Below are 25,710 nucleotides of genomic sequence, written 5' to 3'. Positions count from 1 at the left end.
GACGGTCGCGCAGGGCAGAGGCGGCTTAGAGAAGCGGCGGCGTGGGGGTGACGATGCCGTCGGCGGCGTCCGCGGCCACGATCTCCTCGCGGGTGATGCCGAGCAGGTACATGATCGCGTCGAGGTAGGGCACGTTGAGCGAGGTGTCGGCCGCGGCCCGCACCACCGGGCGGGCGTTGTAGGCGATCCCCAGGCCCGCGGCGGCGAGCATGTCGAGGTCGTTGGCGCCGTCGCCGATCGCGATCGTCGCCGCCTCCGGAACACCGAGGTCGGCGGCGAACTCGCGCAGCGCCTCGGCCTTGCCCGCGCGGTCGACCACGGCGCCCACGACCTCGCCCGTGAGGCGACCGTCGACGATCTCGAGCGTGTTGGCGCGCGCACGGTGGATGCCGAGGTCGGCGGCCAGCCGATCGGTGATCTGGCTGAACCCTCCGGAGACGATGGCGAAGCGGTAGCCCAGGCGCCGCAGCGTGCGCACGAGCGTGCGGGCACCGGGGTTGACGACGATCTGGCCGTACACCTCCTCGAGCACGCTCGCGTCGAGCCCGGCCAGCAGGCGCACGCGCTCGCGCAGCGACTGCTCGAAGTCGAGCTCCCCGCGCATCGCACGCTCGGTGATCTCCGCGACGGCTTCGCCGTGCCCCGCGTGCTCGGCCAGCATCTCGATGACCTCGCCCTGGATGAGCGTGGAGTCGACGTCCATGACGATCAGCCGCACGCCGTGGCGCAGCAGGTCGGCCGGCTGCACGGCCACGTCGACCCCCAGCTCGGCGGCGTCCTTGGCCAGCAGGGTGCGCAGCCGGTCGGGGGCCGCGCCGGAGACCTTGAGCTCGATGGCCGTCACGGGATAGCGCGCCATGCGCTCGATGCGGTCGATGTTGCCGCCGCAGTCGGCGATGCGGCCGCTGATGGCCGCGAGCGCGGACGCCTTGAGCGGGGCGCCGATCAGGGTCACGTGGGCGCGCTGCTCGGGGCGGGCCCGGTTGTCGCCCTGCCCGCGCTCGATGGTCACGTTCATGCCGAGGCGGGCCACGGTGTCCTCGACGGGGTCGAGCACGCGCCGGGCGTCGCGCGGCGCGGTGACGAGCACGCCGAGCACGAGCTGACCGCGCATCACGATCTGCTCCACGTCGACCACGGTGACGCCGACGTGGGCCACGGCGCCGAGCACCGCCGACGTGACGCCGGGCCGGTCGCGGCCGGTGACGGTGATGAGCAGGGTGTCGCCGACGGGCGCCTCGCTGTGATGTGTGCTCATGGCGGGGGTGAGGCTACTCCCGCCTCCGCCCTCAGTCGGCCGGTGGCCACGCGTCGGGCGAGCAGGCGGCCGTGAGCGCCCGGCGTACGGCCCGCTCCAGCGGCTCGAGGGCACCGCGCCGCGCCGCGGCCTCGCTCGCCGACACCGCCGCACCGTCGTCCTCGAGGGCGAGGTCGACCACGGACCACAGGCGCAGCGCGCGCCCGGCGAGGTCGACGCAGCGGGGCGGCACACCCGGCGGCGCCTCCAGGGGCGTCCCGGAGCGCAGGTCCATCAGCTCGTCGGCCACTTCTGGGCGCCAGCGGGCCACATCGAGCGCGGCCAGGGCGTCGGCGGCGGTGAGCAGCGTGGCGCGCAGCTCACGGTCGGCCTCGCCCAGATCGAGCGGTGGACGACGCGCAGCGGGCGTCGGCGTCCACTCCACGACCCGGCCGACCCGCGCAGGCACGAGCGCGCGCTCGATACCGAGCAGCAGCACGCACTGGCCCGCCTCAATGGCCGCCGCGCTCAGGGCGCGAGGTCCGCGGAGCCCGACGGGGTCGCCGGTGGCGGGGAAGGACGCCGCCACCGCGGTGGCGCCGGCGGTGCGGGCGGCGGCCAGCTCGACCAGGATGGGCGAGGGCCCGTCGTCCGGGCCGTCACCGAGCACCAGCGGCGGGACGTCGCCGGGGGAGAGCAGGGCGTCGACCACGTCGTCCGGCCCGACCCGCCCCTGCAGCCACGCGGTGCCCCACCAGGCGAGCCGTGCGGAGTCGGGCAGACCGTCGTCCGCAGCGCGCTGGTTCACGGCCACGACCCTACGGGCGCCCCCATGGGCCCCGCGGGGGCACCGGCGCCCCTCGATAGGGTGAGGCCATGCCGACAGCCGCCCCCGTGCTCGAGCTCGCCGAGGTCTCCGTGCGCCGCGGACGGGCCACGCTGCTCGACCGCGTCAGCTGGGTGGTGCGCGAGGGCGAGCGCTGGGTGCTCCTCGGCGCGAACGGCGCCGGCAAGACCACCCTCATGCAGGTGGCCGCCGCGCAGTTGCACCCCTCCTCGGGAGCGGTCGGCATCCTCGGCGAGCTGCTCGGCACCGTCGACGTGTTCGAGCTGCGCCCGCGCATCGGCGTGTCGAGCGCGGCCCTCGCCGAGCAGATCCCGCGCGGCGAGACGGTGCGCGACGTCGTCCTCTCGGCCTCGTACGCGGTGCTGGGCCGCTGGCGCGAGAGCTACGACGACGTCGACCACTCCCGCGCCGACGCGCTGCTGCGCGAGGTCGGCGTCACCCACCTCGCCGACCGCACCTTCGGCACCCTCAGCGAGGGCGAGCGCAAGCGCGTGCAGATCGCCCGAGCGCTGATGACCGACCCCGAGCTGCTGCTGCTCGACGAGCCGGCCGCCGGTCTCGACCTCGGCGGGCGCGAGGACCTCGTGTCCACGCTGTCGGTGCTCGCCTACGACCAGGCCTCGCCCGCCACCGTGCTGGTCTCGCACCACGTCGAGGAGATCCCGCCCGGCTTCACCCACGTGCTGATGCTCCGCGGAGGCGGTGTCGTGGCCTCCGGCCCCATCGCCGAGACCCTCACGCCCGAGGCGCTCTCGGCGACCTTCGGCATGCCGCTGGTGCTCGAGCACCACGACGGCCGCTACGCAGCTCGCCGTCGCCAGCGCCGAGGCGGGGCGTGAGCGCCCTCGAGCTGCTGGCGCTCTTCCTCGCCGGCATCGGCGCCGGCACCATCAACGCCGTCGTCGGCTCGGGCACCCTCATCACGTTCCCCACCCTGCTGGCGCTCGGGGTGCCGCCGGTGACGGCCAACATGTCCAACAGCCTCGGCCTCGTGCCGGGGTCGGTCGCGGGCGCGTGGGGCTACCGGGCCGAGCTGGCCGGTCAGCGGCGTCGCGTGCTGCGCCTGCTCGTCTTCTCCACCACCGGCGGCGTGCTCGGTGCAGTGCTGCTCCTGCTGCTGCCGCCGGGAGCTTTCGAGGCCGTCGTCCCCGTGCTCATCCTGTTGGGCGTGGCGCTGGTGATCCTCCAGCCCCGCCTGGCGCGAGCCGTGGCCGCTCGGGCGGAGCGGCGCGGCACGACACCCGGCCAGGGCGACACCGCCTGGTGGGTTCCGGCGGCCGCCTTCGCCACCGGCGTCTACGGCGGCTACTTCGGTGCCGCCCAGGGCGTGCTGCTCATGGGCGTGCTCGGCATCGGCGTCGCGGAGTCGCTGCAGCGGCTCAACGGCATCAAGAACGTGCTGGTGGCCGTGGTCAACGGCGTCGCCGGCGTGCTGTTCATCGCCCTCTCGGGGCTGCTCGACCTCGGCGACGACGCGCAGGTCGACTGGCTGCTCGTGGCCGTGATCGCCGTCGGGGCGGTGATCGGCGGCTTCCTCGGAGCAGCGGTCGGACGACGACTCCCGCCGCTCGCCCTCCGCGCCACCATCGTGGTCGTCGGGCTCACGGCGGTCGCCGTCATCGTCGTCAGCTGAGCCGGTCAGGCCGCCTTCGCGACCTTGGTGACCTTGACGGCCTTCGCGGCCTTCGCGGCCTTGGCCGCCTTGCGAGCCTTCCGGGCGGCCTTCGCGGCCTTGCCCGACTCGGCGGCGGCAGCGGCCTTCGCCGCACGGCGACCGCGGGCGAGGGAGGCGAAGCCGGAACCGACGGCTCCCAGCGCCACGGCCGACAGCACACCGGCGGCCGAGCGCGGCACGTCGTCCTCGCCGAGCTCGAGGGCGCCGGTGAGGGCGTCGGCACCGTCGACGGCGATGCCGACGAGGACGAGGTTGCGGCGCAGCCGGCCGCGCGCCACGAGGGTCACCGCTCCCAGCGCGACCTCCCGGGCACCGAACATGCGGCTCATGGCGCGCAGCTGCGGGTTGTTCTCGGGGTCGAGACCGAAGAGACGCGCGGTCGCGTCGGGGTCGATGAGCGCGCCGGTGCCGATGGCGATGCGGCCGAGTGAGAGGCCGGTCACAGGATCCATGCCCGGAGACTAGTGGGTCGGCTCCAGCACGAAGCCGGTGAGCCACTGCTCGATCGCCTCGTAGGCCCGCGCGCGGGCCGGTCGGCGCGAGAGGACCACGTCATGCACGGCGCCGGGCACCGCGATGTAGGTGACGTGCCGGCCGATGGCGGTGGACCACCGACGGATCTGGCGCACGTCGAGCACGATGTCGGTGCTGAAGACGCGCTCGTCGAGCTCCTTCGGGTAGCTGCTGCGGTCCGAGGACAGCACCAGCACGGGCGCCTCGACCCGCAGGCCGGCCTGCACCCGGGCGTGGCCCTGGCGCACCGCCCGGATCCAGCCGAAGCGGATGGGCAGCGAGTCGAGCGGCTTCCAGCGCACGTCGAAGTCCCACTCGCCGTCGTGGTCGCGGTGCAGGCTGCGCCCGTAGAAGCCCTTGACCTCCCGGCCGAGCTGAGCCATCGGCCGGCGTCGTCCGAGCTGCTCGAGCGCGAAGCCCACCGGAGCGCTGCGCAGCATCGGCGGGCCCTGGAGGTCGAGCCACGGGGAGTTGAGGAGGAGACCCGCGAGCTCCGGCGGACGACGGGCGTCGGCCCACAGCGCCACCACGAGGCCGCCGGTCGAGTGCCCCGAGAGGACGACGTGCCGGTGGCCGTCGCGTCGGGTGATGCGCTCCCAGGCGGCGTCGAGGTCGGCGAAGTACTCCTCGAGGTCGGCGACGTAGGCGGGGGACTGGTGCGGTCGCATCGAGCGGCCGTACTTGCGCAGGTCGAGGCCGTACATCGTGTGGCCCCGCTCGGCCCACCACTCGCCGAACTCGGTGTGGAAGAAGTAGTCGGAGAAGCCGTGCACGTGCAGCACGGCACGATCGGTCGGAGCCTCGCCCTCGGCGGGCCGGCGGCCGACCAGCGTGGTGACGACCGGCCCCTCGGCATCGGGGGCGAGGTCGATGGTCTCGGCGAACCACGGCTCGCCCAGCACGTCGACGATCGCGGACTCCTCGGACATGGATGCTCCCGGGTGGGTCGGCGTCGTGCAGGGACCCGGCCCGACCGAGGGGGGTCGGCCGGACCGGGCCGGGGTGAAGGTTAGCGCTTGTAGGCTGCGCCCGTGGAGGACGGTCCGCACGATGGGTGAGATTTCACCACTTCCCGACCCGGCTGCCGAGGGGCACGGCCAGCGCCGGTCTGCCGAGACGCCGGCCGATCCGCCGACCGCGCTCGTCCTCGCCGAGCTCCGGGCCCGCCTCCAGGAGCGTGCCCGGGTGCCCGACCTGGGTGCCGGGTGGCGCCACCAGTCGGCGATGCTGCCGGCCCTCGGCGTGGCCTACGGGGGCGACTTCGTGATCTCGGCGCAGCCGGCGGAGGGCGAGCACGTCCAGCTGGTGCTCGTCGACACCTGCGGCCACGGCGAGTCCGCGGTGCCCGCCGCCCTGCAGCTCGCCGGCGCCCTGCAGGGGCTGCTGAGCGTCGTCCCTCCGGCCGGGGTGCTCGCCGCCGCCAACACCTTCCTGCTCTCCCAGCCGTCGGGCGAGAGCATCGCCACGGCGGTGCAGGTGGAGATCGACCTCGTGACCGGCGACTACGTGGTGCGCAGCGCGGGCCATCCGCCGGCGCTGCGCCTGGTCGGCGCGAGCGGCGAGTTCGTGGTCGACCACGCCCGCGGCACCGCACTCGGCGTCCACGACGCCCCCGAGTTCGTCGAGAGCTGCGGGCGCCTCGAACCCGGCGAGTGCCTGCTCTTCTACACCGACGGCGTGGTCGAGGAGCGTGGCAGCGACATCGACGCCGGGATCGACTGGCTCCGTCGCGCCGCTCGCAGCGCCCTCGCCGAGGGGTGGGAGGGTGCGGCCGACCGCATCCTGGCCGGTGTCGCCAGCGGCGAGGACGACCGCGCCGTGCTGCTGCTCCAGCGCACCCCGCACTGAGCCGAGCGCCGATCGACGCCATGTGACGCCATGTGACGCCATGTGACGCCGTGTGACGCCCGCCACCGAGGCGGTGGCACAGTGGCGGTATGCGACGCACTGTCTTCACCGAGGACCACGAGGCCTTCCGCTCCACCCTCCGCGCCTTCATCGAGGCCGAGGTGGTGCCGCACTACCAGGAGTGGTTCGAGGCCGGTCTGGTGCCGCGCGACCTCTACCGCAAGCTCGGCGAGCTCGGCGTCTTCGGCATCGAGGTGCCCGAGGAGCACGGCGGCGCCGGCATCGACTCCTTCAAGTACTCCGCCATCCAGTACGAGGAGACCGCCCGCGCAGGCATCGGCTTCGGTGGCGCCGGCACCCACGTCGCGCTCTGCCTGCCCTACCTGCTCTCCCTCGGCACGCCCGAGCAACTCGAGCGCTGGATGCCGGGCTTCGTGGCCGGCGAGGAGATGTGGGCCATCGCGATGACCGAGCCCGGGGCCGGCTCCGACCTGGCCGGCATGCGGACCACCGCCCGCAAGGACGGCGACGAGTACGTGCTCAACGGTGCGAAGACCTTCATCACCGGTGGCGTCCAGGCCGACCGCGTGATCGTGTGCGCGCGCACCTCTCCGCCGCGCGAGGACGACCGCCGCTTCGGCATCTCGCTGCTCGCCGTCGACACCTCGCTGCCCGGCTACGAGGTCGGCCGCAAGCTCGACAAGATCGGCCTGCGCACCTCCGACACCGCCGAGCTGTCCTTCACCGACGTGCGGGTGCCCGCGCACGACCTGCTCGGCGAGGAGGACCGCGGCTTCTCCTACCTGGGCCACAACCTCGCCAAGGAGCGACTCGGCATCGCCTACGGGGCCTACGCCCAGGCGGCCGCAGCCGTGCGGTTCACCCAGGCCTACGTCACCGATCGCACCGTCTTCGGAACGTCGGTGGCGTCCTTCCAGAACACCAAGTTCGAGCTGGCGGCCTGCCAGGCCGAGGTCGACGCCGCCCAGGCGGTGGCCGACCGCGCGCTCGAGGCGCTCGACGCGGGTCACCTCACGCCCGCCGACGCCGCGTCGGCGAAGCTGTTCTGCACCGAGGTCGCGAGCCGCGTCATCGACCGCTGCCTGCAGCTGCACGGCGGCTACGGCTACATGAACGAGTACCCCATCGCGCGGCTCTACGCCGACAACCGGGTCAACCGCATCTACGGCGGCACCTCCGAGGTGATGAAGGTGATCATCGCCAAGAGCATGGGCCTGTAGCAGCGGTGCGGCGCCGGTGCGGGTGACGGTCCGGGACGCGACCCGGGTTCGGCCGATCCCGGCCCGCACGGGGAGAATGCTCCGGTGAGCAGCGACTTCCCGCCCTACCCTTCCGGTCTGCGCCTCGCCGGGCGCCGCGTGCTGGTGGTCGGTGGTGGCAACGTCGCGCAGCGCCGGGTTCCGCAGCTGATCGCGGTGGGAGCCGACGTCCACGTGGTCTCGCCCGTGGTGACCCCCGCGATCGAGGGCCTCGTCGGCTCCGGCGAGGTCACCTGGCATGAGCGCGTGTTCGCCGACGACGACCTCGACGGCGCCTGGTACGTCATCGCCGTCACCGACGATCGCGCGGTCAACGACCACATCTCCGCGCTCTGCGAGGCCGCCCGCGTCTTCTGCGTGCGTTCGGACGACGCCACGCTCGGCACCGCCTGGACCCCGGCCATCGGCCGCGAGGCGGGCCTGACCATCGCCGTCGTGGGCAACCGGGACCCCCGTCGCTCCACCACCGTGCGCGACGAGATCGTGGCCGGGCTCCGCGACGGCTCGATCGCCGCGCCCCACCACCGCGAGCGCACGCCGGGCGTCGTCCTCGTGGGGGGCGGGCCGGGCGATCCCGAGCTCATCTCCATCAAGGGCCGCAAGGCGCTCATGGAGGCCGACGTCGTGGTGGCCGACCGCCTGGCGCCCCGCGAGCTGCTGGGCGACCTGCCGGCCGACGTCGAGCTCGTCGACGTCGCCAAGCTGCCCCGCGGCCGGTCCGCGCTGCAGGAGGAGATCAACCGCGTCATCGTCGAGCGCGCTCTCGAGGGCAAGCGGGTGGTGCGCTTCAAGGGCGGTGACAACTTCGTGTTCGGTCGCGGCTTCGAGGAGATCGAGGCCTGCCGCGAGGCGGGTGTGCCCGTCACGATCATTCCGGGGCTCACCTCGCCGGTCTCGGTGCCCGGCATCGCGGGCATCCCGGTGACCCACCGGGGCGTGACGCACGAGTTCACCGTCGTCTCCGGCCACCTGCCGCCCGACCACCCCGAGTCCCTCGTCAACTACGAGGCGCTGGCCCGCATGCAGGGCACGGTCGTGCTGATGATGGGGGTCGAGAACGCCCCCCGCATCGCCGCCGCCCTGATCGCGGGCGGCCGCCCCGCCGGCACGCCGGTGGCCATCGTGTGCGACGGCACCATGCCCACCCAGCGCACCGTCCTCGCCACCCTGGGCGACATCGGGGAGCGCATCGAGGCCGAGGACGTGCGACCGCCCGCGATCATCGTGATCGGCGAGGTCGTGCGGGTGGCGCACCCGCAGGCCTTCGCGGCCTCGTCCACCCGCTGAGCGGCGCTGACGACGGTGGCGCGCATCGAGCACCTCGACGACCTGGCGGGCGTGGACGACGACCGCCTCGCCGACTACCGCGACCTGCGCGACGTCGAGCTGCGCAAGCACCTCGAGGCCGAGCACGGCCTGTTCCTCGCCGAGGGCGAGAAGGTGGTGCGCCGCGCGATCGAGGCGGGCCATCCAGTCCGGTCGTTCCTCATGGCGCCGCGGTGGCTCGACGGCTTGGCCGACGTCCTCGACACCACCGACGCCCCCTGCTTCGTGCTGCCGGAGAGGGTGATCGAGGAGGTCACCGGCTTCCACGTGCACCGCGGCGCGCTGGCCTCCCTCGAGCGCACACCGCTGCCCGCCGTCGCCGACGTCCTGGACGACGCCCGCTCGGTGCTCGTGCTGGAGGACATCGTCGACCACACGAACGTCGGCGCGATCTTCCGCTGCGCGGCCGGGCTCGGCTTCGACGCCGTGCTGCTGGCTCCCCGCTGCGCCGATCCGCTCTACCGCCGTGCGGTGAAGGTGGCGATGGGCACGGTGTTCTCGGTGCCGTGGACCCGGTTGCCCGACTGGGCCGGGGCGCTGCCGATGCTCTCGGCGGCCGGCTTCACCACGGTGGCGCTCACCCTGGCCGACGACGCCGTGCCGGTGGAGGATGCCGTGGCGGGCGTCGACAAGGTCGCGCTCGTGCTCGGCTCGGAGGGCCACGGGCTCTCGGCGCGGTGGCAGCAGGCCGCCGACCGGCGGGCGGTGATCCCGATGGCCGCCGGCGTCGACTCGCTCAACGTCGCCGCCGCCAGCGCCATCGCCTGCTACGTCACCGCCCGACGCTGACGCAGGACCGCCGACGCGTCAGCGGTGCAGGAGGGGCTTGAAGCGCGCGACCGTGTCGTCGACCGCCGCCTGGCAGGCCTGCGACCACGGACCCATGTCGAAGAAGCCGTGGATCAACCCCGGGTAGGTGTGGTGCTGTACCTCGACCCCGGCCGCCTCGAGCGCGTCGGCGTAGGCGATGCCCTCGTCGCGCAGCGGGTCGAACTCGGCCGTCACGACGATGGCGGGAGGCTGTCCGGCCAGCTCGCCGCGCAGCGGGGAGAGCAGTGGGTCGAGGAGGTCGGCGCTCTCGTCGGCGTAGTTGCCGATGAACCACGCCATGGTGGGCATGTCGAGGAAGTAGCCGGTGGCGTTCTCCTCGCGGGAGGCGAACTCCCCGGCCACGTCGGTGGCCGGGTAGATGAGCAGCTGCGCGGCGAGCCCGGGCACGTTCTGCGCGGCGACGGCCGACAGGTTGCCGCCCGCGGAGTCGCCCGCCACAGCGAGCACGTCGTTGCCGCCGAACTCCTCCAGTCGGCCCTGTACGTCGCGCACCGCGGCGATCGCGTCGTGCGCGGCCGCGGGGAACCGGGCCTCCGGGCCGAGCCGGTAGTCGACCGACACCACGACGGCGTCCGCACCGGCGGCGATGGCGCGCGCCATGCCGGCGTGGGTGTCGAGGTCGCCGATCACGAACCCGCCGCCGTGCAGCAGGACGACGGTGGGCAGCGGCCCCTCGGCGTGGGGGCGGAACACGCGGGCCGCGAGCGGACCCTTGGCGCCGGCCACCTCGACGTCCTCGATCGAGGCGACCTCGGCGAGCGTGCCCGGCGGGCGCAGGTCGACGGTGAGGGTGCGGAAGGAGGCGCGCGCCTCGGCCGGCGAGAGGGCGTGCATCGGCGTGCCGTTCTCGATCAGGGCGAGCAGGGGCGCGAGCTGCGGGTCCAGAGGCATGCTCGCAACGTAGCCCACGGGCCGTGCGGCGCGGCTCAGGTCGGCCAGTGCTCGCCGAACTCCGCGGCGGCGGCGTCGTGCTGCTTGCGCAGCTTCTTGCGCAGCTTGGTGGAGAGCCGGTCGCCGAAGACAGTGCCGAGGGTGTGGTCGGTCTCGTGCTGCAGGCACCGCGCGAGCAGGCCGTCGCCCTCGAAGCGCACCGGCTCGCCGTCGAGCCCCTCACCCTCCACCGCGGCCCAGTCGGGGCGGGCGCAGTCGACGAAGGCGCCGGGGTAGGACAGGCAGCCCTCGAGGTCCTCGTCGAGCTGGCGCTCGCGGCCCTCGGGCAGGGTGAGCCGGGGGTTGCAGACGACGCCGACCGTGCGTCGTCCGGTGGCGTCGGGGCAGTCGAAGACGAACATCGCGACGTCCTCGCCGATCTGGCAGGCGGCCAGGCCCACGCCGTCGGCGGCGTACATCGTGGCGACCATGTCGGCTGCCAGCGCCCGCAGCGCGTCGTCGAAGACCGTGACCGGCTGCTGCGGACGGTGCATCACCTCGGTGCCCCAGCGGGTGATGGGACGGGCGGATCCACCGCGCGGCAGGGGGCCGTGCGGGGCCAGGACGGGAGGCTCGTCGGACTGCGACATGGGCTCGATCCTAGGTCGGCGCGTGTGACCTCCCGCACCCGCCCCGGCCAATTCCGGGCGAGGTGTAGCGCAATGTGTAACTCGCAGTTACATTTGAGTCATGTCCCTCATCAGCAACCTCAAGCCGGGCGGCAAGTACGGCGTCCCGAGCCAGGAGAGCCGCGACCCGATCGGCTTCCTCGTGGCGGGGCTCAACAAGCTCGCCCAGAGCGACCTCCTCGACAAGGTCGGCCTCCGCAAGCAGACCGAGCAGGCCGTCTTCACCGTGACCCGCACCGGGTTCAAGACGATGACCCAGGCCAGCCGCACCTTCGCCAAGGCCGGCTCCAAGGGCCAGCCGGGCGCGCGCCCGGCCGCGGCGTCGTCCTCGGGCGTCTTCGACCTCACGCCCACCGAGGACGAGCAGATGCTCGTCGACGTCGTCACCGAGTTCGCCGCGGAGGTCCTCCTCCCGGTGGCGCAGGAGGCCGACAACAACTGCGCGGCCCCCGAGGAGGTGCTCAAGAGCAGCCTCGAGATCGGCCTGCCGATCCTGGGCCTGCCCGAGGAGCTCGGCGGCATCTCGGAGGAGCGCTCGGCCATGGCCGGCACGCTCGTCGCCGAGGCGCTCGCCAAGGGCGACATGGGCCTGGCCGTCGCCACGCTCGCCCCCGGCTCGGTGGCCACCGCCATCGGCCTCTGGGGCACCGACGCCCAGCAGAAGACCTACCTGCCCGCCTTCACCGGCGACGAGGTCCCCGCTGCGGCGATCGCGCTCAACGAGCCCACCGTGCTCTTCGACGTGCTCAGCCCCGGCACCACGGCAACCCGCTCCGGCGACGGCTTCGTGCTCAACGGCACCAAGAGCCTCGTCGCCCGCGGCGAGAAGGCCGAGCTGTTCATCGTGGGTGCCCAGCTCGACGGCAAGCCGGTGCTCTTCATCGTCGAGTCCGGCACCGAGGGGCTCAGCCTCGAGAGCGACCCGGCGATGGGTGTGCGCGCCGCCGGCCTCACCAAGCTGGTGCTCGAGAACGTCCAGGTGCCCGCGGACGCCGTCCTCGGCGCCACCGACGGCACCACCTACACCGAGGCCGTGCGTCTCTCGCGCCTGGCCTGGTGCGCCCTGGCCGTCGGCACCGCGCAGGCGGTGCTCGACTACGTCACCCCGTACGTGAAGTCGCGTGAGGCGTTCGGCGAGCCGATCGCCCACCGCCAGTCGGTGGCGTTCATGGTCGCGAACATCGCGATCGAGCTGCAGGCCATGCGCCTGCTGACCTACCGCGCGGCCTCTCGCGCGGCCGCCGGCAAGGACTTCACCAAGGAGGTCGCGCTGGCCCGCAAGATCTGCACCGAGAAGGGCATGCAGATCGGCAACGACGGCGTCCAGCTGCTGGGCGGTCACGGTTTCGTCAAGGAGCACCCGGTCGAGCGGTGGTACCGCGACCTGCGTGCCATCGGCATCATGGAAGGGACGGTGCTGGTCTGATGGCCATCAACCTGGAAGTTCCGAAGAAGCACCGCGCGCTGATCGACCAGGCGCACCAGGTCGCGCTGAACATGCTGCGACCCATCTCGCGCAAGTACGACACGCTCGAGCACGAGTACCCCAAGGAGCTCGACGTCCTCGCCGCCATGATCGACGGCCTCTCCGAGTCGGGTGCCGCTGACGGCGCCGGCGCCTCGGGTGTTCGTCGCGACGCGCCGAAGAACGACGACGGCAAGGTCAAGAACGGCTCCAACATGGCGTCGGTCACCTCGATCCTCGAGATGTGCTGGGGCGACGTCGGCCTCATGCTCTCCTTCCCGCGCCAGGGCCTGGGCAACTCGGCCATCGCGTCGGTGGCCAACGAGGAGCAGCTCAAGCGATTCGACGGCAAGTGGGCCTCGATGGCCATCACCGAGCCGGGCTTCGGCTCCGACTCCGCCGCCGTGTCGACCACCGCGGTGCTCGACGGCGACGAGTACGTCATCAACGGCGAGAAGATCTACGTCACCGCCGGCGAGCGCTCCGACTGCGTCGTCGTCTGGGCGACCCTCGACAAGTCCCTCGGTCGAGCGGCGATCAAGTCGTTCGTCGTCGAGAAGGGCACCCCCGGCCTCAAGGTCGAGCGTCTCGAGGAGAAGCTCGGCATCCGTGCCTCCGACACCGCGGTGATCACCTTCACCAACTGCCGCGTGCCGAAGGAGAACCTCCTGGGTTCGCCCGAGATCAACGTCGAGCAGGGCTTCGCGGGCGCCATGGCGACCTTCGACAACACCCGTCCGCTGGTGGCTGCGATGGCCGTCGGTGTGGCGCGTGCGTCGCTCGACCTGACCCGCGACCTGCTCAAGCAGGCCGGTGTCGAGGTCGACTACGACAAGCCGGCCTACCTGCAGCACGCCGCCGCGGCGAAGTTCCTGCAGCTCGAGGCCGACTGGGAGGGCGCTCGCCTGCTCACCATGCAGGCCGCGTGGATGGCCGACAACCGCCAGCCCAACTCGCTCGAAGCCTCGATGGCCAAGGCGAAGGCCGGCCGCGTGGGCTCCGACGTCACCCTCTCGTGCGTCGAGCTGTGCTCCTCGGTGGGCTACAGCGAGGGCGAGCTCATCGAGAAGTGGTCGCGCGACTCCAAGATCCTCGACATCTTCGAGGGCACCCAGCAGATCCAGCAGCTCATCGTGGCCCGTCGGGTGCTCAACCTGTCGAGCGCCGAGCTCAAGTGATCGACTGACTGAGCCGCTCAGCCGCTCAGCCCCGGCTGAGCACGCGCGCTCCGGCCGCCGGCACCACCGCATGGTGGGTCGGCGGCCGCAGTGCTTCTGCGGCGAAGGCGACGTCGATCGCCTCCTGCACGGCGTCGAGGTCCGCGGCGCGCACGAGCGCCACGGTGCTGCCGCCGAAGCCGCCGCCCGTCATCCGGGCCCCGAGGGCGCCGGCGGAGCGGGCGGCGTCCACGGCGAGGTCGGTGGCGGGCACCGTGACCTCGAAGTCGTGGCGCAGCGACTCGTGGGAGGCGTCCATGAGGGCACCGAGCGTCGTCCACGCGCCCTGCTCGAGGGCCTCGACCGCCTCGCTCACGCGCTGCTGCTCGGTGATCACGTGGCGGGCCCGCGCGGCCAGTGCTGGGGGCAGCTCGGTGCGTGCGAGGTCCTCGGCCGTCGCCTCGGCGAGCAGTTGGACGCCGAGGGCGCGGGCGGCGTCCTCGCACTCGCGGCGCCGCTGGGCGTAGCCGCCGTCGCCGTCGGCGAGGGAGTGGCGCACGCGGGAGTCGGTGACCAGCAGCACGAGGTCGGCTTCCTGCAGCGGCATCGGCACGCTGCGCGCCGTCGGCGCGTCGGGGTCGGCGAAGTCCACGAGGACGCCGTGCTCCTCGCTGCCGAGCATGCTGGCGAGCTGGTCGAGCCCACCGGTCGGGGCGCCCACGTACTCGGTCTCGGCGCGACGGCACACCTCCGCAAGCTGCTCGCGCGAGAGATCGGCGCCGACGAGGGCGCTGACGCCCACCGCGACCGCGCACTCGAGGGCCGCCGAGCTCGACAGTCCGCCGCCCAGCGGGAGGTCGGAGGTGATCTCGAGGTCCATGCCGGGGAGTCGCACCCCGGCCGCCTCCAGCGCCCACAGCACGCCGGCCACGTAACCGGCCCATCCGTCGGTGGCCCCGGGCGCGAGATCGCTCGTTCGAGCCTCCCATCGTCCGGTGTCGGCCGCGTCGCTCTGCGCGCTCAGTCGCTCGTCGGCGCGTCGCGCGATCCGCACGGTGGTACCGAGGTCGAGGGCGAACGGCAGGCACCGACCGCCGTTGTAGTCGGTGTGCTCGCCGATGAGGTTGACGCGCCCCGGGGCGCGGGCGACGACGGCGCTCGAGGAGGTGTCCACCGCGTCATCCTCACGCACGACCGGAGGAGGCGCGTCGCTAGGTTGCTGTCGTGCCTCGCCCCCTCATCGTGTCGGCCGCCCGTGCCGAGGTCGCCCACCTGCCCGCCGGACTCGACGTCGTCGTCACCGGGATGGGCAAGACCGCCTGCGCGACTGTGCTCGCCCGCCACCTGGCCGGTCGATCGGACCTCGCCGACCTCGAGCTGGTCAACCTCGGCACCGCCGGCTCGCTCCGTTCCGCTCCGCGAGGCGCCGGCACCGTCCCCGGCCTCTACGAGATCGGCGCGGTGATCAACCACGACATCAATGCCGAGGCCGTCCGCGCGCTCGGCTACGACCCGCGCGAGCACATCGTGCTGGGTGAGAGCCCGACCGTGCTCGCCTCCGGCGACGTCTTCGTCAATGATCCCGTGGTGCGCGACCGGCTCGCGGAGCGGGCCGATCTCGTCGACATGGAGGGTTACGCCGTCGCCTACGTGGCCCGGGAGTTCGGGCTGCCCGTGCGCCTGGTCAAGCACGTGTCGGACGACGCGGACGAGGGCGCCGACGACTGGCCGAGCCTCGTCGACCGCAGCGCGCGCGTGCTCGGGCGGTGGGCCGCCGAGCACCTGCTCGGCTGAGGGCGCGCCGCGCGCACTAACCGCGGCTGCTGCCCACGCGTCGTCCGCGGACGACGCCGACGAAGTCCTGGTGCACCGGGCCGTCGTCCTCGCGGCGCCACACGAGCCCGATGGTCGTGCCGGGAAGGTCCACCGGCCGGTGGACGACGTCGCGCCGGTGGTGCAGGCGCGCCAGCGACATCGGGAGGACCACGATGCCGGTGCCCGAGGCGGCCACCTCGACGGCGTCGGCCACCGTCATGGTCGGAAAGGCCAGCTGCTCGACGCTCGGATCGACGCCGGGGTGGGGGAGCACGTGCTGCTCCTCGCGCAGGTCGCTCGGATCGACCAGCTCGTCGGCGTCGGCTGCCGCGAGCCAGTGCTCACGACCCGCGACCGCCACCGGTCGCTCCTCGTAGAGCCGCACGCAGTGCAGCGCGGTGGGACGGTCGAGGTCGACCGGGAGCCGCAGCAGCACCATGTCGAGCTCGCCGGCGTCAAGAGCCGCCCGCTGGGCGTCGCCCTCGAGCTCGTCGAGCGGGACGACGCGCAGGGCGATGCGCGGGTTCTTCTCGCGCCAGGCACGCACCCACTTGTCCGGGGTCACGCCCGGCACGAATCCGACACGCAGCTCGTCCACGGCCTCACCCTCCCACGCTGGGGCCTCGAGCGCGTCGCGGGCTCAGGCGCTCCAGCGCCGGGGGAGCAGCTCGAACCGCAGGTCGCCGCTCGCGTCGACGTCGGCGTCCAGCGTCATCTCGTCGAGACGGTCGGCGGCCTCGGCGTCGAGGTAGACCACCACGCCGTCCTGGTGGACGACGCGGTCGCCCTCCTCCGGGCGCGGCGTCGCGCTGACGGCGAACCCGCCGGCCGCCGCGGTGATGCGCAGCCCGGCGGTGTCGGGCACCTCGGGGCCGTCGGTCATCTCGCGGACGAGGGTGGCGGCGTTGTCGGTGAGGGCAAGCACAGGTCGGTCTCCTCGGGAGGTCGGCCGGTCGGACTGGGGGCCGCCAACGGTGCCAGGCCGCTCCGCCGCGATCAAACCCAGCGGGGGAGAGGCGGAGGAATCGCGTCCTCGTGACCGACAGGGGTGCCGATGCGACTGATCGGGCCTGTCTTTGCTACGGTTTCACCCGCACTCGTCCGGGTGGCGGAATAGGCAGACGCGCTAGCTTGAGGTGCTAGTGCCCGTATTAGGGCGTGGGGGTTCAAGTCCCCCCTCGGACACCCAGGAACGGCCCCTCGCAGCAGCGGGGGGCCGTTCGGCTTTCTCAGTGAGGGCCCCGACTTCCCCTGAGAGATCGCGGCGAAGAGAGGACCTAGGTCCCCGTACCCTCGGCCGTCCGGGGGTCGTTGGAGAGGCATGTCCACCTCCACCGCCCGCCTCCCCGAGGCCTCCCTGCTCGAGGAGTGGACCGTGGCCCGGACTCAGCACTGGGCGCGGACGTCGGGCGCCTTCGGCGTCCGCCCCCGGCTCGAGGACGACGTCCGGTCCACCCGCCCGGCCGCGAAGCCCACCGCCCCGCGCGACTCGGCCCGTGACTCGCGCCGCACCGAGCACCTCCTGCGCCTGGCCGGCGACGACCGCGCCACCGCCGCCGAGCGGGCCCTGGCCGCTGAGCGCGCCGCCCAGCTGCTGCGCCGCTTCGCCTGAGCGCGTCGCTCAGTCCCGCAGTACCCGCGCGAGCTGCGGGGTCAGCGCCGAGGCGAAGGCCGCGGTGATGTGGCTGACATCGCGGTAGACGAGCACGTTGCCGGCGATCGGCTGGCAGAGTCGGCCGCAGATCCATCGGACGGTGTCGACGTAGCGCGCACCCGTCGCGGCGGTGGCCCGCTCCTCGGCGCCCACGATCGACGGACGGACCAAGCGGTCGACCGGAAGCGCGCAGCCGGCGGGGTCCTCGAGTCGCCGGGCCACGCAGTCGTTGACTGGCTCCGGCCACCGCGGAGTGTCACCCAGCACGACGACCTGGGTGCCGCGGGGCAGGGAGCGGATCGTGCGCTCGATGCCGGCCTGCCACGCGGCGGCGAAGGCGGCCGGATCAGATGCGGAGTCCTGGTAGGCGGCCCCGAAGCCGGCGAGCACGACGACGTCCGCGGCGAAGGACCGCACCGTCGCGAGGGCGGCAGGGCGCCACGCGTCGCACTCGCGGTAGGGCCGCTTGAGGGCGGTGTTGTAGATCGGCACGTCGTAGACCGGGCAGGACGACTTGGTGAGCGACAGCAGCCGGCCGCCGCGCTCGGCGACGATCTGACGCAGCGCCGGGAACCACTGAGCTGCGTGCGAGTCGCCCACGAGCGCCACGCGGAGGCCCGCTCCGGTGCCGTCGACGCACCGTTTCGGCCGCGTGGCGGCGAAGTCGAGGTGGCAGCCGTCGGCGTAGGTGGCGGGCAGGTCGTCGGCGGCTCCGGTCAAAGTCGGCGTCAGGTTGCGGGGGACGAAGGAGGGGGCCGGCAGCTCGGCCGGCACCTCGGCGGTGTCGAGCGGCGGCGCCGTCCGATCGCTGGTGAGGGGCCCGACCGTGAGCGCCAGCACGGCGGCAGCCGCGAGCGTCGTCGCCGTCAGCGCCCCTCCGAAGGCGAACGTGCGAGGCGTGCCCGCCAACCGGGGTGAGCGGCGCAGCGGCTGCTCGACCAGCCGGTAGGAGAGCGCCGAGAGCAGCATCGTCAACGCCAGCAGGCCGAGCAACGGCAGGGGAGACAGCGGACCCCAGCGCATCGAGGCGAGGATCAGCACCGGCCAGTGCCACAGGTAGATCGAGTACGAGCGGTCACCGACCCACTGGACGACGCGGTGCCCCAGGATCGAGCCGAGCACCGAGCCGCGCTCGACCGCGGCGGCGATCACAGCGGCCGTGCTGACCACCGGCAGCAGGACGGCCGTGCCGGGGAACGTGGTGTCCTCGCTGAACAGGACCACCGAGGCGGCGATACCCGCGAGCCCGGCCCAGCCGAGCAGCTGGCGCGCCCGCGGGGTCGATCGACGAGACAGCGGCTGGGCTGCGAGGGCGACCAGTCCGCCGACGGCCAGCTCCCACGCTCGCGCGGGCAGGGTGAAGAAGGCCCACGGCTGCGAGGTGTCGGTGAGGACGACGCAGAGCGCGAACGACGTCGCGACCACGGCGAGCATCACACCAGCCGTCGCCCGTCGCCCGCGGCCGATGCGCACAGCGGCGAGCAGCAGGAGGGGCCAGAACAGGTAGAACTGCTCCTCCAACGCCAGCGACCAGTAGTGCTGGAACAGCGACGGCGCAGGATTCGCGAGGTAGTCGGTGCCGGTGTGGGCGAACCACAGGTTGGAGGCGTAGAGCGAGGTCGCGACGGCGTCCTGCGCCACGGTCGGCAGCTGTGTCGGTGGCAGCAGGAGCCGCGCGGCGACCACGCTCGCCACCAGGACCAGGGCCGACATGGGCAGGAGCCGACGGATGCGGGCGGCGTAGAAGCTGCGCAGCCAGCGCCGACGGGGCGAGGCGGCGGTGCCGCCGGCGCCGATGCGGCGCAGCAGCTGGGAGGTGATGAGGAAGCCCGAGATCACGAAGAAGACGTCGACCCCGACGTAGCCGCCCGGCAGCCAGGCGGCGTCGGCGTGGTTGACCACCACGGCGCCGACCGCGATCGTGCGAAGACCCTGGATGTCCGAGCGCTGCGCCGCCGACGCCTCAGCGAGGTGCTGGCGGCCGCTGGTCGACGAGGACGTCGCACGGTGCTGCGAGCGCTCGGTCGACGTCATCCTCATCCCCAGTAGGCGCACCCGGACGGGTGGTCCGCGTCATCGTAGGTCAGTCGAGCCCGCGGGCCGCGCGCGCCGCGGCGCGCGCTCGCGCCGGCGTGGTCCCGGTCCAGCGTCGGTAGGCGGCTGAGAAGCTCGTCGACTCGGCGTACCCCAGGCGCAGCGCGATCTCGGCGACCTCCAGGTCGGTGCGGGTGAGCAGGTCGTCGGCCCGCTCGTGCCGGACGCCGTCCACGACCTCGCGGAAGGAGACGCCGGCATCGGCGAGGCGGCGGCGCAGCGAGCGCTCGCTGAGGCCGAGGTGGGCCGCGACGGCCGCCATCGGAGCGCCGTCCTCGAGGTGCTGGGCCACGAGCACCCGCACCTGGGGGACGACGCCGTCGCGCGCGCGGCGGTCGGCGACCAGGTCGGCGCACAGCTCCTGCGCCATCGCGAAGGCATGGCTGTTGGACTGCGGGAGGGGCTGGTCGAGCCAGGACGCGTCGAGCACGAGGGCGGCTCGGCCTCCGGTGATCCACGTCGGCGGCACCCCGAAGGTCTCGCGGTAGGCCTCGGTCTCGCGCGGCGCGAAGGGCAGGCGCACCGCGCGCAGCCGCGGCCGGCCGCCGGCCAGCTCGCGCAACACGGTCCAGAAGGCCGCGAGGTCGCGTTCGACGACGAAGCGGCGCACGTCGTCGGCGAGGTCGCGGTCGTCGAGGTGCAGCGCCACCACCGCGTGGTCGAGCGGCCCGAGCCGCGACGGGCTGCCCTCGAGGGTGATGGTGCCGTCGTCCGCGGGCTCGTGGACGACGAAATCGGGGAGCGTGAAGACGAAGCTGAGGTCGAGGTAGCGCAGCGCCACCTCCGCGGCGGCGCCGAGGCTAGGTGCGCTCATCAGCGCGAGACCCAGCGGGCCGAAGGTGGAGGCGTGGTAGCGGGACCCCACCCGCACGGCCGCCCCGGGCGCCGCCTCGCGGCCGAGGTTCCGCACGACCCGCAGCTCCTGGGCGGCCGTGACCTCCCGGTGGTGGTCGTCCAGGTCCCGCACGCCGAGGCCTGTGCCGGCCAACAGCGTCGCCAGGTCGATCCCTGCGCTCTCGCCCTCGGCGACCAGCAGGGCGGTTCCGGCCACGCGGCGCGGGAAGTCCCAGGTCTCCGTACCGGGGGCGCCGAAGCGCCGGGGCGCGGAGGAGGTCATGGCCGGAATTATGGATCGGATGTCCGCCGAACGCTCCGGCGGGGCCGTCGAGCGCCGTACCGTCGGGGGCATGGTGAACACCCCTGCGCAGCGCTCGCCGTCCGTCATCGTCATCGGCGCCGGCTTCGGCGGCCTCGCCGCGGCCCACCACCTGCGCGAGACCGGCATCACCGACATCACGGTGCTGGAGCGCGGTAGCGACGTGGGCGGGGTGTGGCGTGACAACACCTACCCGGGCGCGGCCTGCGACGTGCCGTCGGTCCTCTACTCGTGGTCGTTCGCGCCGAAGTCGGACTGGACTCACCGCTACGCCCGCCAGCCCGAGATCCTCGACTACATCCGCCAGCACGCCCAGCGCAGCGGGTTGCGCGACCTCGTGCGCACCGACTCCGAGGTCGTCGACGCCACCTGGAGCGAGGACGACCGGCGGTGGCGCGTCACACTGACCGACGGCGCCGTCCTCGAGGCCGACATCGTGGTCTCGGCCGTCGGCCAGCTCTCGCAACCGTCGGTGCCGAAGATCCCCGGCCTGGGCGACTTCGCCGGCCCGCAGTTCCACTCCGCCACCTGGGACCACTCGGTCGACCTGCGTGGCAAGCGCGTGGCCGTGGTCGGCACCGGCGCCAGCGCGATCCAGTTCGTGCCCGCCATCGTGGACGACGTCGCCGCGATGACCGTCTTCCAGCGCTCGGCGCCGTACGTGGTGCCGAAGCCCGACGGGCCCTACTCCAAGCTGCAGCAGAACATCAACGAGAACGTGCCGCTGGCCCTGCGCGCCGCGCGCGAAGGCGTCTTCCACCTCTCCGAGCAGCTCAACAAGACCCTCGACTCCGACGGCCGCTTCGCCGACGCGCTGCACCTGGCGTGGAAGCTGCACCTGCGCCGCCAGGTCCGCGACCCGCGGCTGCGCTCGCGACTCGTGCCCGACTACCCGCTCGGCTGCAAGCGCCTGCTCTTCTCCAACGACTGGTACCCCGCGCTGACCCGCGACCACGTCGAGGTGGTCAACGACGCCATCACCGAGGTGGAGCCCACCGGCGTGCGCACCGCCGACGGGCGCCTGCACGAGGTCGACGTCCTGATCCTCGGCACCGGGTTCGCGGCCACCGACTTCCTGGCCTCGATCACGGTGCACGGTCGCGGGGGCGTCGAGCTGCACGACCAGTGGGACGGCGGCGCCCGCGCCCACCTCGGCATCGCGGTGCCGAACTTCCCGAACTTCTTCGTGCTCTACGGCCCCAACACCAACCTCGGCGGCAGCTCGATCATCAACATGCTCGAGGCCCAGGCCCGCTACGTCGTCCAAGCGGTCGAGCAGGTGCGTCGCGACGGCGGGCCCCTGGAGGTGCGAGCAGACGTCGCCGACGGCTACGACACCGAGATGCAGGGCCGATTGGCCTCGAGCGTGTGGTCCTCGTGCGCCAGCTGGTACCGCGACCCGAGCGGTCGCATCACCACGAACTGGCCCGGGACGGTCCGGGAGTACCAGCAGCGGACGTCGCGCTTCGACGTCCACGACTTCGAGCGAGTGGCGGAGGTGGCGCGATGACGCACTACGACGTGGTGGTGATCGGTTCGGGGTGGGGCGGCAGCGTCAGCGCGCTGCGCCTGACGGAGAAGGGCTACCGCGTCGGGGTGCTCGAGGCCGGTCGGCGCTTCAGCGACGACGACCTGCCCACCACCTCGTGGAAGGTGCGCGACTACGTCTTCAACCCCGCGATCGGCAGCTACGGCCTGCTGCGCATGACCCTGCTCAAGGACATCCTGGTGCTCACCGGCGCCGGCGTCGGCGGCGGGTCGCTCGTCTACGGCAACACCCTCTACCAGCCTCCGAAGGCCTTCTTCGACGACCCGCACTGGGCCGGCATCACCGACTGGGGCAGCGAGCTGGCGCCCTACTACGACCAGGCCAGCCGCATGCTCGGCGTAGCCACCTACCCGCGCATGTCGCCCTCCGACGAGGTCATGCGCGACGTCGCGGACCGCATCGGCGTAGGGGAGACCTTCCACCACACCGACGTCGGCGTGCTCTTCGGCGAGCGCCCCGGCGAGCGGGTGCCCGACCCCTACTTCGGCGGCAAGGGCCCCGAGCGCACCACCTGCACCGACTGCGGGGCCTGCATGACGGGCTGTCGCGTCGGCGCGAAGAACACCACGGTGAAGAACTACCTGCACCTCGCCGAGCAGGCGGGCGCGGTGATCCACCCGATGACCACCGTCACCGACGTCCGCCCCCGCGCGGGCGGCGGCTACGAGATCACCACCCGCCGCACCGAGGGCAAGCTCCGCCGTGGACGACGCACGTTCACCGCCGACGAGGTGGTCTTCGCCGCCGCCTCGCTGGGCACCCAGCGGCTGCTGCACCGCCTGCGCGACCGCGGCAGCCTGCCGAACATCTCGCCACGCCTCGGCGAGCTCACCCGCACCAACTCCGAGGCCATCCTCGGCGTACGGGCACGCAGCAGCGACGTCGACTACTCGCAGGGCGTCGCGATCAGCTCCTCGATCCACCTCGACGACCACACGCACGTCGAGCCGGTGCGCTACACCAAGGGCAGCAACCTGCTCAGCCTGCTGATGGCCACGCTCAACGACGTGCCCGAGGGCGCGGAGGACCGCAAGGGCGCCCGACTGCGTGCCGGCCTCGCCGAGATGTGGCGCAACCGACGCGACCTGCCGCACCTCCACGACCCTCGCCGCTGGTCGGAGCAGACCATCGTGCTGCTGGTGATGCAGAGCCTCGACAACTCCCTCACCACCTACCTGAAGCGCCGCCCGTGGGGCAAGGTGCTCACCACCAAGCAGGGGCGCGGCGACGCGAACCCGGTCTGGATTCCGCAGGCGCACGACTTCGCCCGCGAGGTGGCCGACGAGATCGACGGCGTGCCGGGCGGCACGTGGGCCGACCTCGTCAACATCCCCACCACCGGACACCTCGTCGGCGGCTGCCCCGTCGGCGAGACCGCCGCCGACGGCGTGGTCGACCCCTTCCACCGACTGCACGGCCACGCGGGCCTGCACGTGATCGACGGGTCGGTCGTGGCCGCCAACCTGGGGGTGAACCCGTCGCTCACCATCACGGCGATGGCCGAGCGCGCGCTGGCGTTCTGGCCCAACCGGGGGGAGGCCGACACCCGGCCGGCCGTGGGAGCGGCGTACCGGCCGATCGCGCCGGTCGCCCCGCGTCGTCCGGTGGTGCCGGAGGAGGCGCCCGGCGCGCTGCGGCTGCCCATCGTGTCGGTCACCCAGGGCGTCCCCAGTAGCGCCGGTGCGCGCGCAGCGGCCCCGGCCGACAAGGTGGAGTAGGAGCTCCGCCTCACCGGCGGCCGGAGGTCCGGATCCTGTCAACAGGACCTTCGGCCCCTCCTCGCACGGTCCTTCTCCTCCAGTTGGTCGATGTCGGTCACCCGCCAGCGAATGGCGACCGATCACCAGAGCAGCGGCCTCAGGGGACGGGGTCGAGCGAGGAGGACCGAGATGTCCGTGACGACCGCCGGAGGGATCCGGCCCACCGGGGTGGAGAAGACCTTCCGCCCCGACCAGATCATCGTGTCGAAGACCGACCCGCAGGGCCGGTTGACCTATGTCAACGACCTGTTCGTCGAGATCAGCGGCTACGCCGAGCGCGATCTCATCGGGCGGCCGCACAACATCATCCGCCATCCCGACATGCCACGCGCCGTGTTCGAGCTGCTGTGGCGCCGCATCGCGGCCGGCGAGGAGATCTTCGCCTACGTAGTGAACCTGAGCGCCGACGGCTCGCACTACTGGGTGCTCGCCCACGTCACTCCCACCAAGGACGCCGCCGGCACCATCGTCGGGTTCCACTCCAACCGCCGCACGGCTGAGCCGCGGGCCGTCGCCGCGATCACGCGGCTCTACACTGAGATCCGCGCGGTCGAGCAGCGGTGCGCGACCGCGCGCGAGGCCGTGGCTGCCGGTGTCGCCCTGCTGCAGGAGCAACTCGACGTCCTCGGAACGACCTACGACGAGTTCGTGTGGTCGCTCAGCGGCGAGGAGGTGGCGGCATGACCGCCGTGCTCCCCGAGCGCCGCCTCGCACACGCGGAGGGCTCGGAGGGCGCGGGCCCCGCCGACACGGGGGCCGAGCAGGAGATCGCCCGCCTGCGCGCGGAGGTGGAGCGCCACCGCGTCGCGCTCCGCGCCGTGACGGACGTGGCGCGGGCCGCCTGCCGCGGCGACCTCGAACCGCGGGTCGCCCCCCTCGGCGAGGACGTCGACCTGGTCGCCGTCCGCGGGGCGCTCAACGAGCTCCTCGACCGCACCGACGCCTACGTGCGCGAGTCGTCGGCGTCGCTGGAATTCGCGAGCCGCTCGCAGTTCTACCGCCGCTTCCTCGTGCGCGGCATGACCGGATCGTTCCGGGCCGGCGCGCAGACCATCAACCTCGCGATCTCCGCGATGGCCGACACCCACGACCAGCTGGCGGCGGAGGGCGCACGGCGCCTCGAGCTCGCCGACGCCTTCGAGTCGGCCGTGCTCGGCCTGTCCGACCAGGTGGCGGCCGCCTCCGCCGAGATGGAGGCCTCCTCGCGCACCCTGGCGAGCACCGCGGAGGGCACGGCGGCCCGGGCTGTGCAGGTCTCCGAGGGGTCACAGACCGCGTCGGACGCCGTCACCGTCGCCGCGGCCGCCGTCGAGCAGCTGGTGAGCACGGTACGGGCGATCGAGGAGCAGGCCCAGCAGTCGAGTCGAGCCGGATCGCGAGCGGTGGAGGAGGCCGAGGCCGTGCGATCGACCGTGCAGAGCCTCTCGGACGCCTCGCAGGAGATCGGCGAGGTCGTGGGCCTCATCGGCCAGGTGGCGAGCCAGACCCGGCTGCTCGCGCTCAACGCGACCATCGAGGCAGCTCGCGCGGGCGAGTCCGGCAAGGGCTTCGCCGTGGTGGCCTCCGAGGTGAAGACCCTCGCCTCCGAGACGGCCGAGGCGACCAGCCGCATCGAGCAGCAGGTGGCGGCGATCCAGTCGGCGACGGGTGCGGCCGTGCAGGCGATCACGACCGTCGGCGACGCGGTACGCAGCATGGGCGACAACGTGGGCGCCATCGCGGGCGCCGTGGCCGAGCAGCGTCAGGCCGCCGCCGAGCTAAGCCGCACCACCACCGAGGCGGCCGGCGCGGTCTCGGCGGTGAGCGGCGACATCACCGCGATCGGCGAGGCCACCATCGCGACCTCGACCGGAGCATCGGAGATGACCGGTGCATCGCTCGAGCTCTCCCGCCTCTCGGCCGATCTGCGCATGCACGTGGCGGGCTTCCTCGAGCAGATCCGCT

25 protein-coding genes and 1 tRNA gene are annotated in these 25,710 nt (G+C 73.1%); 15 read left to right on the top strand and 11 right to left on the bottom strand.

Going from position 1 to position 25,710, the window contains the following annotated elements:
- Positions 1-25: 25 nt before the first annotated feature.
- Positions 26-1,258, bottom strand: a complete 1,233-nt coding sequence (serB, locus tag ACERUN_RS08750; protein WP_370289509.1) for a phosphoserine phosphatase SerB — start codon at positions 1,256-1,258, stop codon at positions 26-28.
- Between the two features lie 31 nt (positions 1,259-1,289).
- On the bottom strand, positions 1,290-2,045 hold the full coding sequence (locus ACERUN_RS08745) for a hypothetical protein (protein WP_370289508.1): 756 nt from the start codon (positions 2,043-2,045) through the stop codon (positions 1,290-1,292).
- Positions 2,046-2,113: 68 nt separating this feature from the next.
- On the opposite strand from ACERUN_RS08745, the gene ACERUN_RS08740 reads away from it, so the two are divergent.
- Entirely contained in the window at positions 2,114-2,923 is an 810-nt protein-coding gene (locus tag ACERUN_RS08740) for an ABC transporter ATP-binding protein (protein ID WP_370289507.1), read from the top strand.
- Positions 2,920-3,717, top strand: a complete 798-nt coding sequence (locus ACERUN_RS08735) for a sulfite exporter TauE/SafE family protein (RefSeq protein WP_370289506.1) — start codon at positions 2,920-2,922, stop codon at positions 3,715-3,717. The genes ACERUN_RS08740 and ACERUN_RS08735 overlap by 4 nt, the downstream gene beginning before the upstream one ends.
- A gap of 5 nt (positions 3,718-3,722) precedes the next feature.
- Here the strand turns inward: ACERUN_RS08735 and ACERUN_RS08730 are convergent, their stop codons facing one another.
- Together ACERUN_RS08730 and ACERUN_RS08725 are read right to left on the bottom strand one after the other, a co-directional pair.
- Positions 3,723-4,211 (bottom strand): DUF4267 domain-containing protein, encoded by a 489-nt coding sequence (locus tag ACERUN_RS08730; protein WP_370289505.1) that lies wholly within the window; start codon positions 4,209-4,211, stop codon positions 3,723-3,725.
- Between the two features lie 9 nt (positions 4,212-4,220).
- Positions 4,221-5,201, bottom strand: a complete 981-nt coding sequence (locus ACERUN_RS08725) for an alpha/beta hydrolase (RefSeq protein WP_370289504.1) — start codon at positions 5,199-5,201, stop codon at positions 4,221-4,223.
- Between the two features lie 121 nt (positions 5,202-5,322).
- Between ACERUN_RS08725 and ACERUN_RS08720 the strand changes: the two genes are divergently transcribed.
- From ACERUN_RS08720 to ACERUN_RS08705, 4 genes are all read left to right on the top strand, one after another.
- The gene (locus tag ACERUN_RS08720; protein WP_370289503.1) at positions 5,323-6,120 is read left to right on the top strand and encodes a PP2C family protein-serine/threonine phosphatase; all 798 of its coding nucleotides are present in this window, start codon (positions 5,323-5,325) and stop codon (positions 6,118-6,120) included.
- 89 nt (positions 6,121-6,209) lie between these two features.
- Positions 6,210-7,361, top strand: a complete 1,152-nt coding sequence (locus ACERUN_RS08715) for an acyl-CoA dehydrogenase family protein (protein WP_370289502.1) — start codon at positions 6,210-6,212, stop codon at positions 7,359-7,361.
- An 84-nt stretch (positions 7,362-7,445) separates the two neighbouring features.
- Complete coding sequence (cobA, locus tag ACERUN_RS08710; protein WP_370289501.1) at positions 7,446-8,687, top strand: uroporphyrinogen-III C-methyltransferase; 1,242 nt, start codon at positions 7,446-7,448, stop codon at positions 8,685-8,687.
- 15 nt (positions 8,688-8,702) lie between these two features.
- Positions 8,703-9,515, top strand: coding sequence for a TrmH family RNA methyltransferase (locus ACERUN_RS08705; RefSeq protein ID WP_370289500.1), 813 nt, complete (start codon positions 8,703-8,705; stop codon positions 9,513-9,515).
- 18 nt (positions 9,516-9,533) lie between these two features.
- Here the strand turns inward: ACERUN_RS08705 and ACERUN_RS08700 are convergent, their stop codons facing one another.
- Both ACERUN_RS08700 and def read right to left on the bottom strand, forming a co-directional pair.
- Positions 9,534-10,448 carry an alpha/beta hydrolase gene (locus ACERUN_RS08700; protein WP_370289499.1) on the bottom strand — a complete coding sequence of 305 codons (915 nt, stop codon included), beginning with the start codon at positions 10,446-10,448 and terminating at the stop codon, positions 9,534-9,536.
- A 35-nt stretch (positions 10,449-10,483) separates the two neighbouring features.
- On the bottom strand, positions 10,484-11,077 hold the full coding sequence (gene def / locus ACERUN_RS08695) for a peptide deformylase (protein ID WP_370289498.1): 594 nt from the start codon (positions 11,075-11,077) through the stop codon (positions 10,484-10,486).
- Between the two features lie 100 nt (positions 11,078-11,177).
- Here def and ACERUN_RS08690 point away from each other — a divergent pair, with 100 nt between their 5' ends.
- Positions 11,178-12,542 carry an acyl-CoA dehydrogenase family protein gene (locus ACERUN_RS08690; protein WP_370289497.1) on the top strand — a complete coding sequence of 455 codons (1,365 nt, stop codon included), beginning with the start codon at positions 11,178-11,180 and terminating at the stop codon, positions 12,540-12,542.
- Entirely contained in the window at positions 12,542-13,759 is a 1,218-nt protein-coding gene (locus tag ACERUN_RS08685) for an acyl-CoA dehydrogenase family protein (RefSeq protein WP_370289496.1), read from the top strand. The genes ACERUN_RS08690 and ACERUN_RS08685 overlap by 1 nt, the downstream gene beginning before the upstream one ends.
- 25 nt (positions 13,760-13,784) lie before the next feature.
- On the opposite strand, the gene galK is transcribed toward ACERUN_RS08685, so the two are convergent.
- Positions 13,785-14,912 carry a galactokinase gene (gene galK / locus ACERUN_RS08680; protein WP_370289495.1) on the bottom strand — a complete coding sequence of 376 codons (1,128 nt, stop codon included), beginning with the start codon at positions 14,910-14,912 and terminating at the stop codon, positions 13,785-13,787.
- A 50-nt stretch (positions 14,913-14,962) separates the two neighbouring features.
- On the opposite strand from galK, the gene ACERUN_RS08675 reads away from it, so the two are divergent.
- Complete coding sequence (locus ACERUN_RS08675; RefSeq protein ID WP_370289494.1) at positions 14,963-15,532, top strand: nucleosidase; 570 nt, start codon at positions 14,963-14,965, stop codon at positions 15,530-15,532.
- A 16-nt stretch (positions 15,533-15,548) separates the two neighbouring features.
- On the opposite strand, the gene ACERUN_RS08670 is transcribed toward ACERUN_RS08675, so the two are convergent.
- Both ACERUN_RS08670 and ACERUN_RS08665 read right to left on the bottom strand, forming a co-directional pair.
- A complete protein-coding gene (locus ACERUN_RS08670; RefSeq protein ID WP_370289493.1) occupies positions 15,549-16,151 on the bottom strand; it encodes a LysR substrate-binding domain-containing protein in 603 nt (200 codons plus the stop codon).
- Positions 16,152-16,193: 42 nt separating this feature from the next.
- Positions 16,194-16,478, bottom strand: coding sequence for a HesB/IscA family protein (locus ACERUN_RS08665; protein ID WP_370289492.1), 285 nt, complete (start codon positions 16,476-16,478; stop codon positions 16,194-16,196).
- Positions 16,479-16,652: 174 nt separating this feature from the next.
- On the opposite strand from ACERUN_RS08665, the gene ACERUN_RS08660 reads away from it, so the two are divergent.
- Both ACERUN_RS08660 and ACERUN_RS08655 read left to right on the top strand, forming a co-directional pair.
- A tRNA-Leu gene (locus tag ACERUN_RS08660) sits at positions 16,653-16,738 on the top strand.
- 136 nt (positions 16,739-16,874) lie between these two features.
- On the top strand, positions 16,875-17,165 hold the full coding sequence (locus tag ACERUN_RS08655; RefSeq protein ID WP_370289491.1) for a hypothetical protein: 291 nt from the start codon (positions 16,875-16,877) through the stop codon (positions 17,163-17,165).
- Positions 17,166-17,174: 9 nt separating this feature from the next.
- Here ACERUN_RS08655 and ACERUN_RS08650 read toward each other — a convergent pair whose 3' ends face one another.
- The gene (locus ACERUN_RS08650; protein ID WP_370289490.1) at positions 17,175-19,241 is read right to left on the bottom strand and encodes an acyltransferase family protein; all 2,067 of its coding nucleotides are present in this window, start codon (positions 19,239-19,241) and stop codon (positions 17,175-17,177) included.
- Between the two features lie 49 nt (positions 19,242-19,290).
- The gene (locus ACERUN_RS08645) at positions 19,291-20,418 is read right to left on the bottom strand and encodes an AraC family transcriptional regulator (RefSeq protein WP_370289489.1); all 1,128 of its coding nucleotides are present in this window, start codon (positions 20,416-20,418) and stop codon (positions 19,291-19,293) included.
- 70 nt (positions 20,419-20,488) lie between these two features.
- On the opposite strand from ACERUN_RS08645, the gene ACERUN_RS08640 reads away from it, so the two are divergent.
- From ACERUN_RS08640 to ACERUN_RS08625, 4 genes are all read left to right on the top strand, one after another.
- On the top strand, positions 20,489-21,967 hold the full coding sequence (locus ACERUN_RS08640) for a flavin-containing monooxygenase (protein ID WP_370289488.1): 1,479 nt from the start codon (positions 20,489-20,491) through the stop codon (positions 21,965-21,967).
- Complete coding sequence (locus ACERUN_RS08635) at positions 21,964-23,724, top strand: GMC oxidoreductase (RefSeq protein ID WP_370289487.1); 1,761 nt, start codon at positions 21,964-21,966, stop codon at positions 23,722-23,724. Before ACERUN_RS08640 ends, ACERUN_RS08635 begins: the two co-directional genes overlap by 4 nt.
- Positions 23,725-23,895: 171 nt before the next feature.
- The gene (locus ACERUN_RS08630) at positions 23,896-24,450 is read left to right on the top strand and encodes a PAS domain-containing protein (RefSeq protein WP_370289486.1); all 555 of its coding nucleotides are present in this window, start codon (positions 23,896-23,898) and stop codon (positions 24,448-24,450) included.
- Positions 24,447-25,710: methyl-accepting chemotaxis protein (locus tag ACERUN_RS08625; protein WP_370289485.1), on the top strand; the 1,264-nt coding region annotated here is incomplete at its 3' end. The genes ACERUN_RS08630 and ACERUN_RS08625, both read left to right, overlap by 4 nt.

The sequence above is a fragment of the Nocardioides sp. genome (genome assembly GCF_964229035.1).
Classification (GTDB): Bacteria; Actinomycetota; Actinomycetes; order Propionibacteriales; family Nocardioidaceae; genus Nocardioides.
The sequence above is the reverse complement of the archived record's forward strand: the minus strand, read 5'-3'. Positions and strand labels throughout refer to the sequence as shown.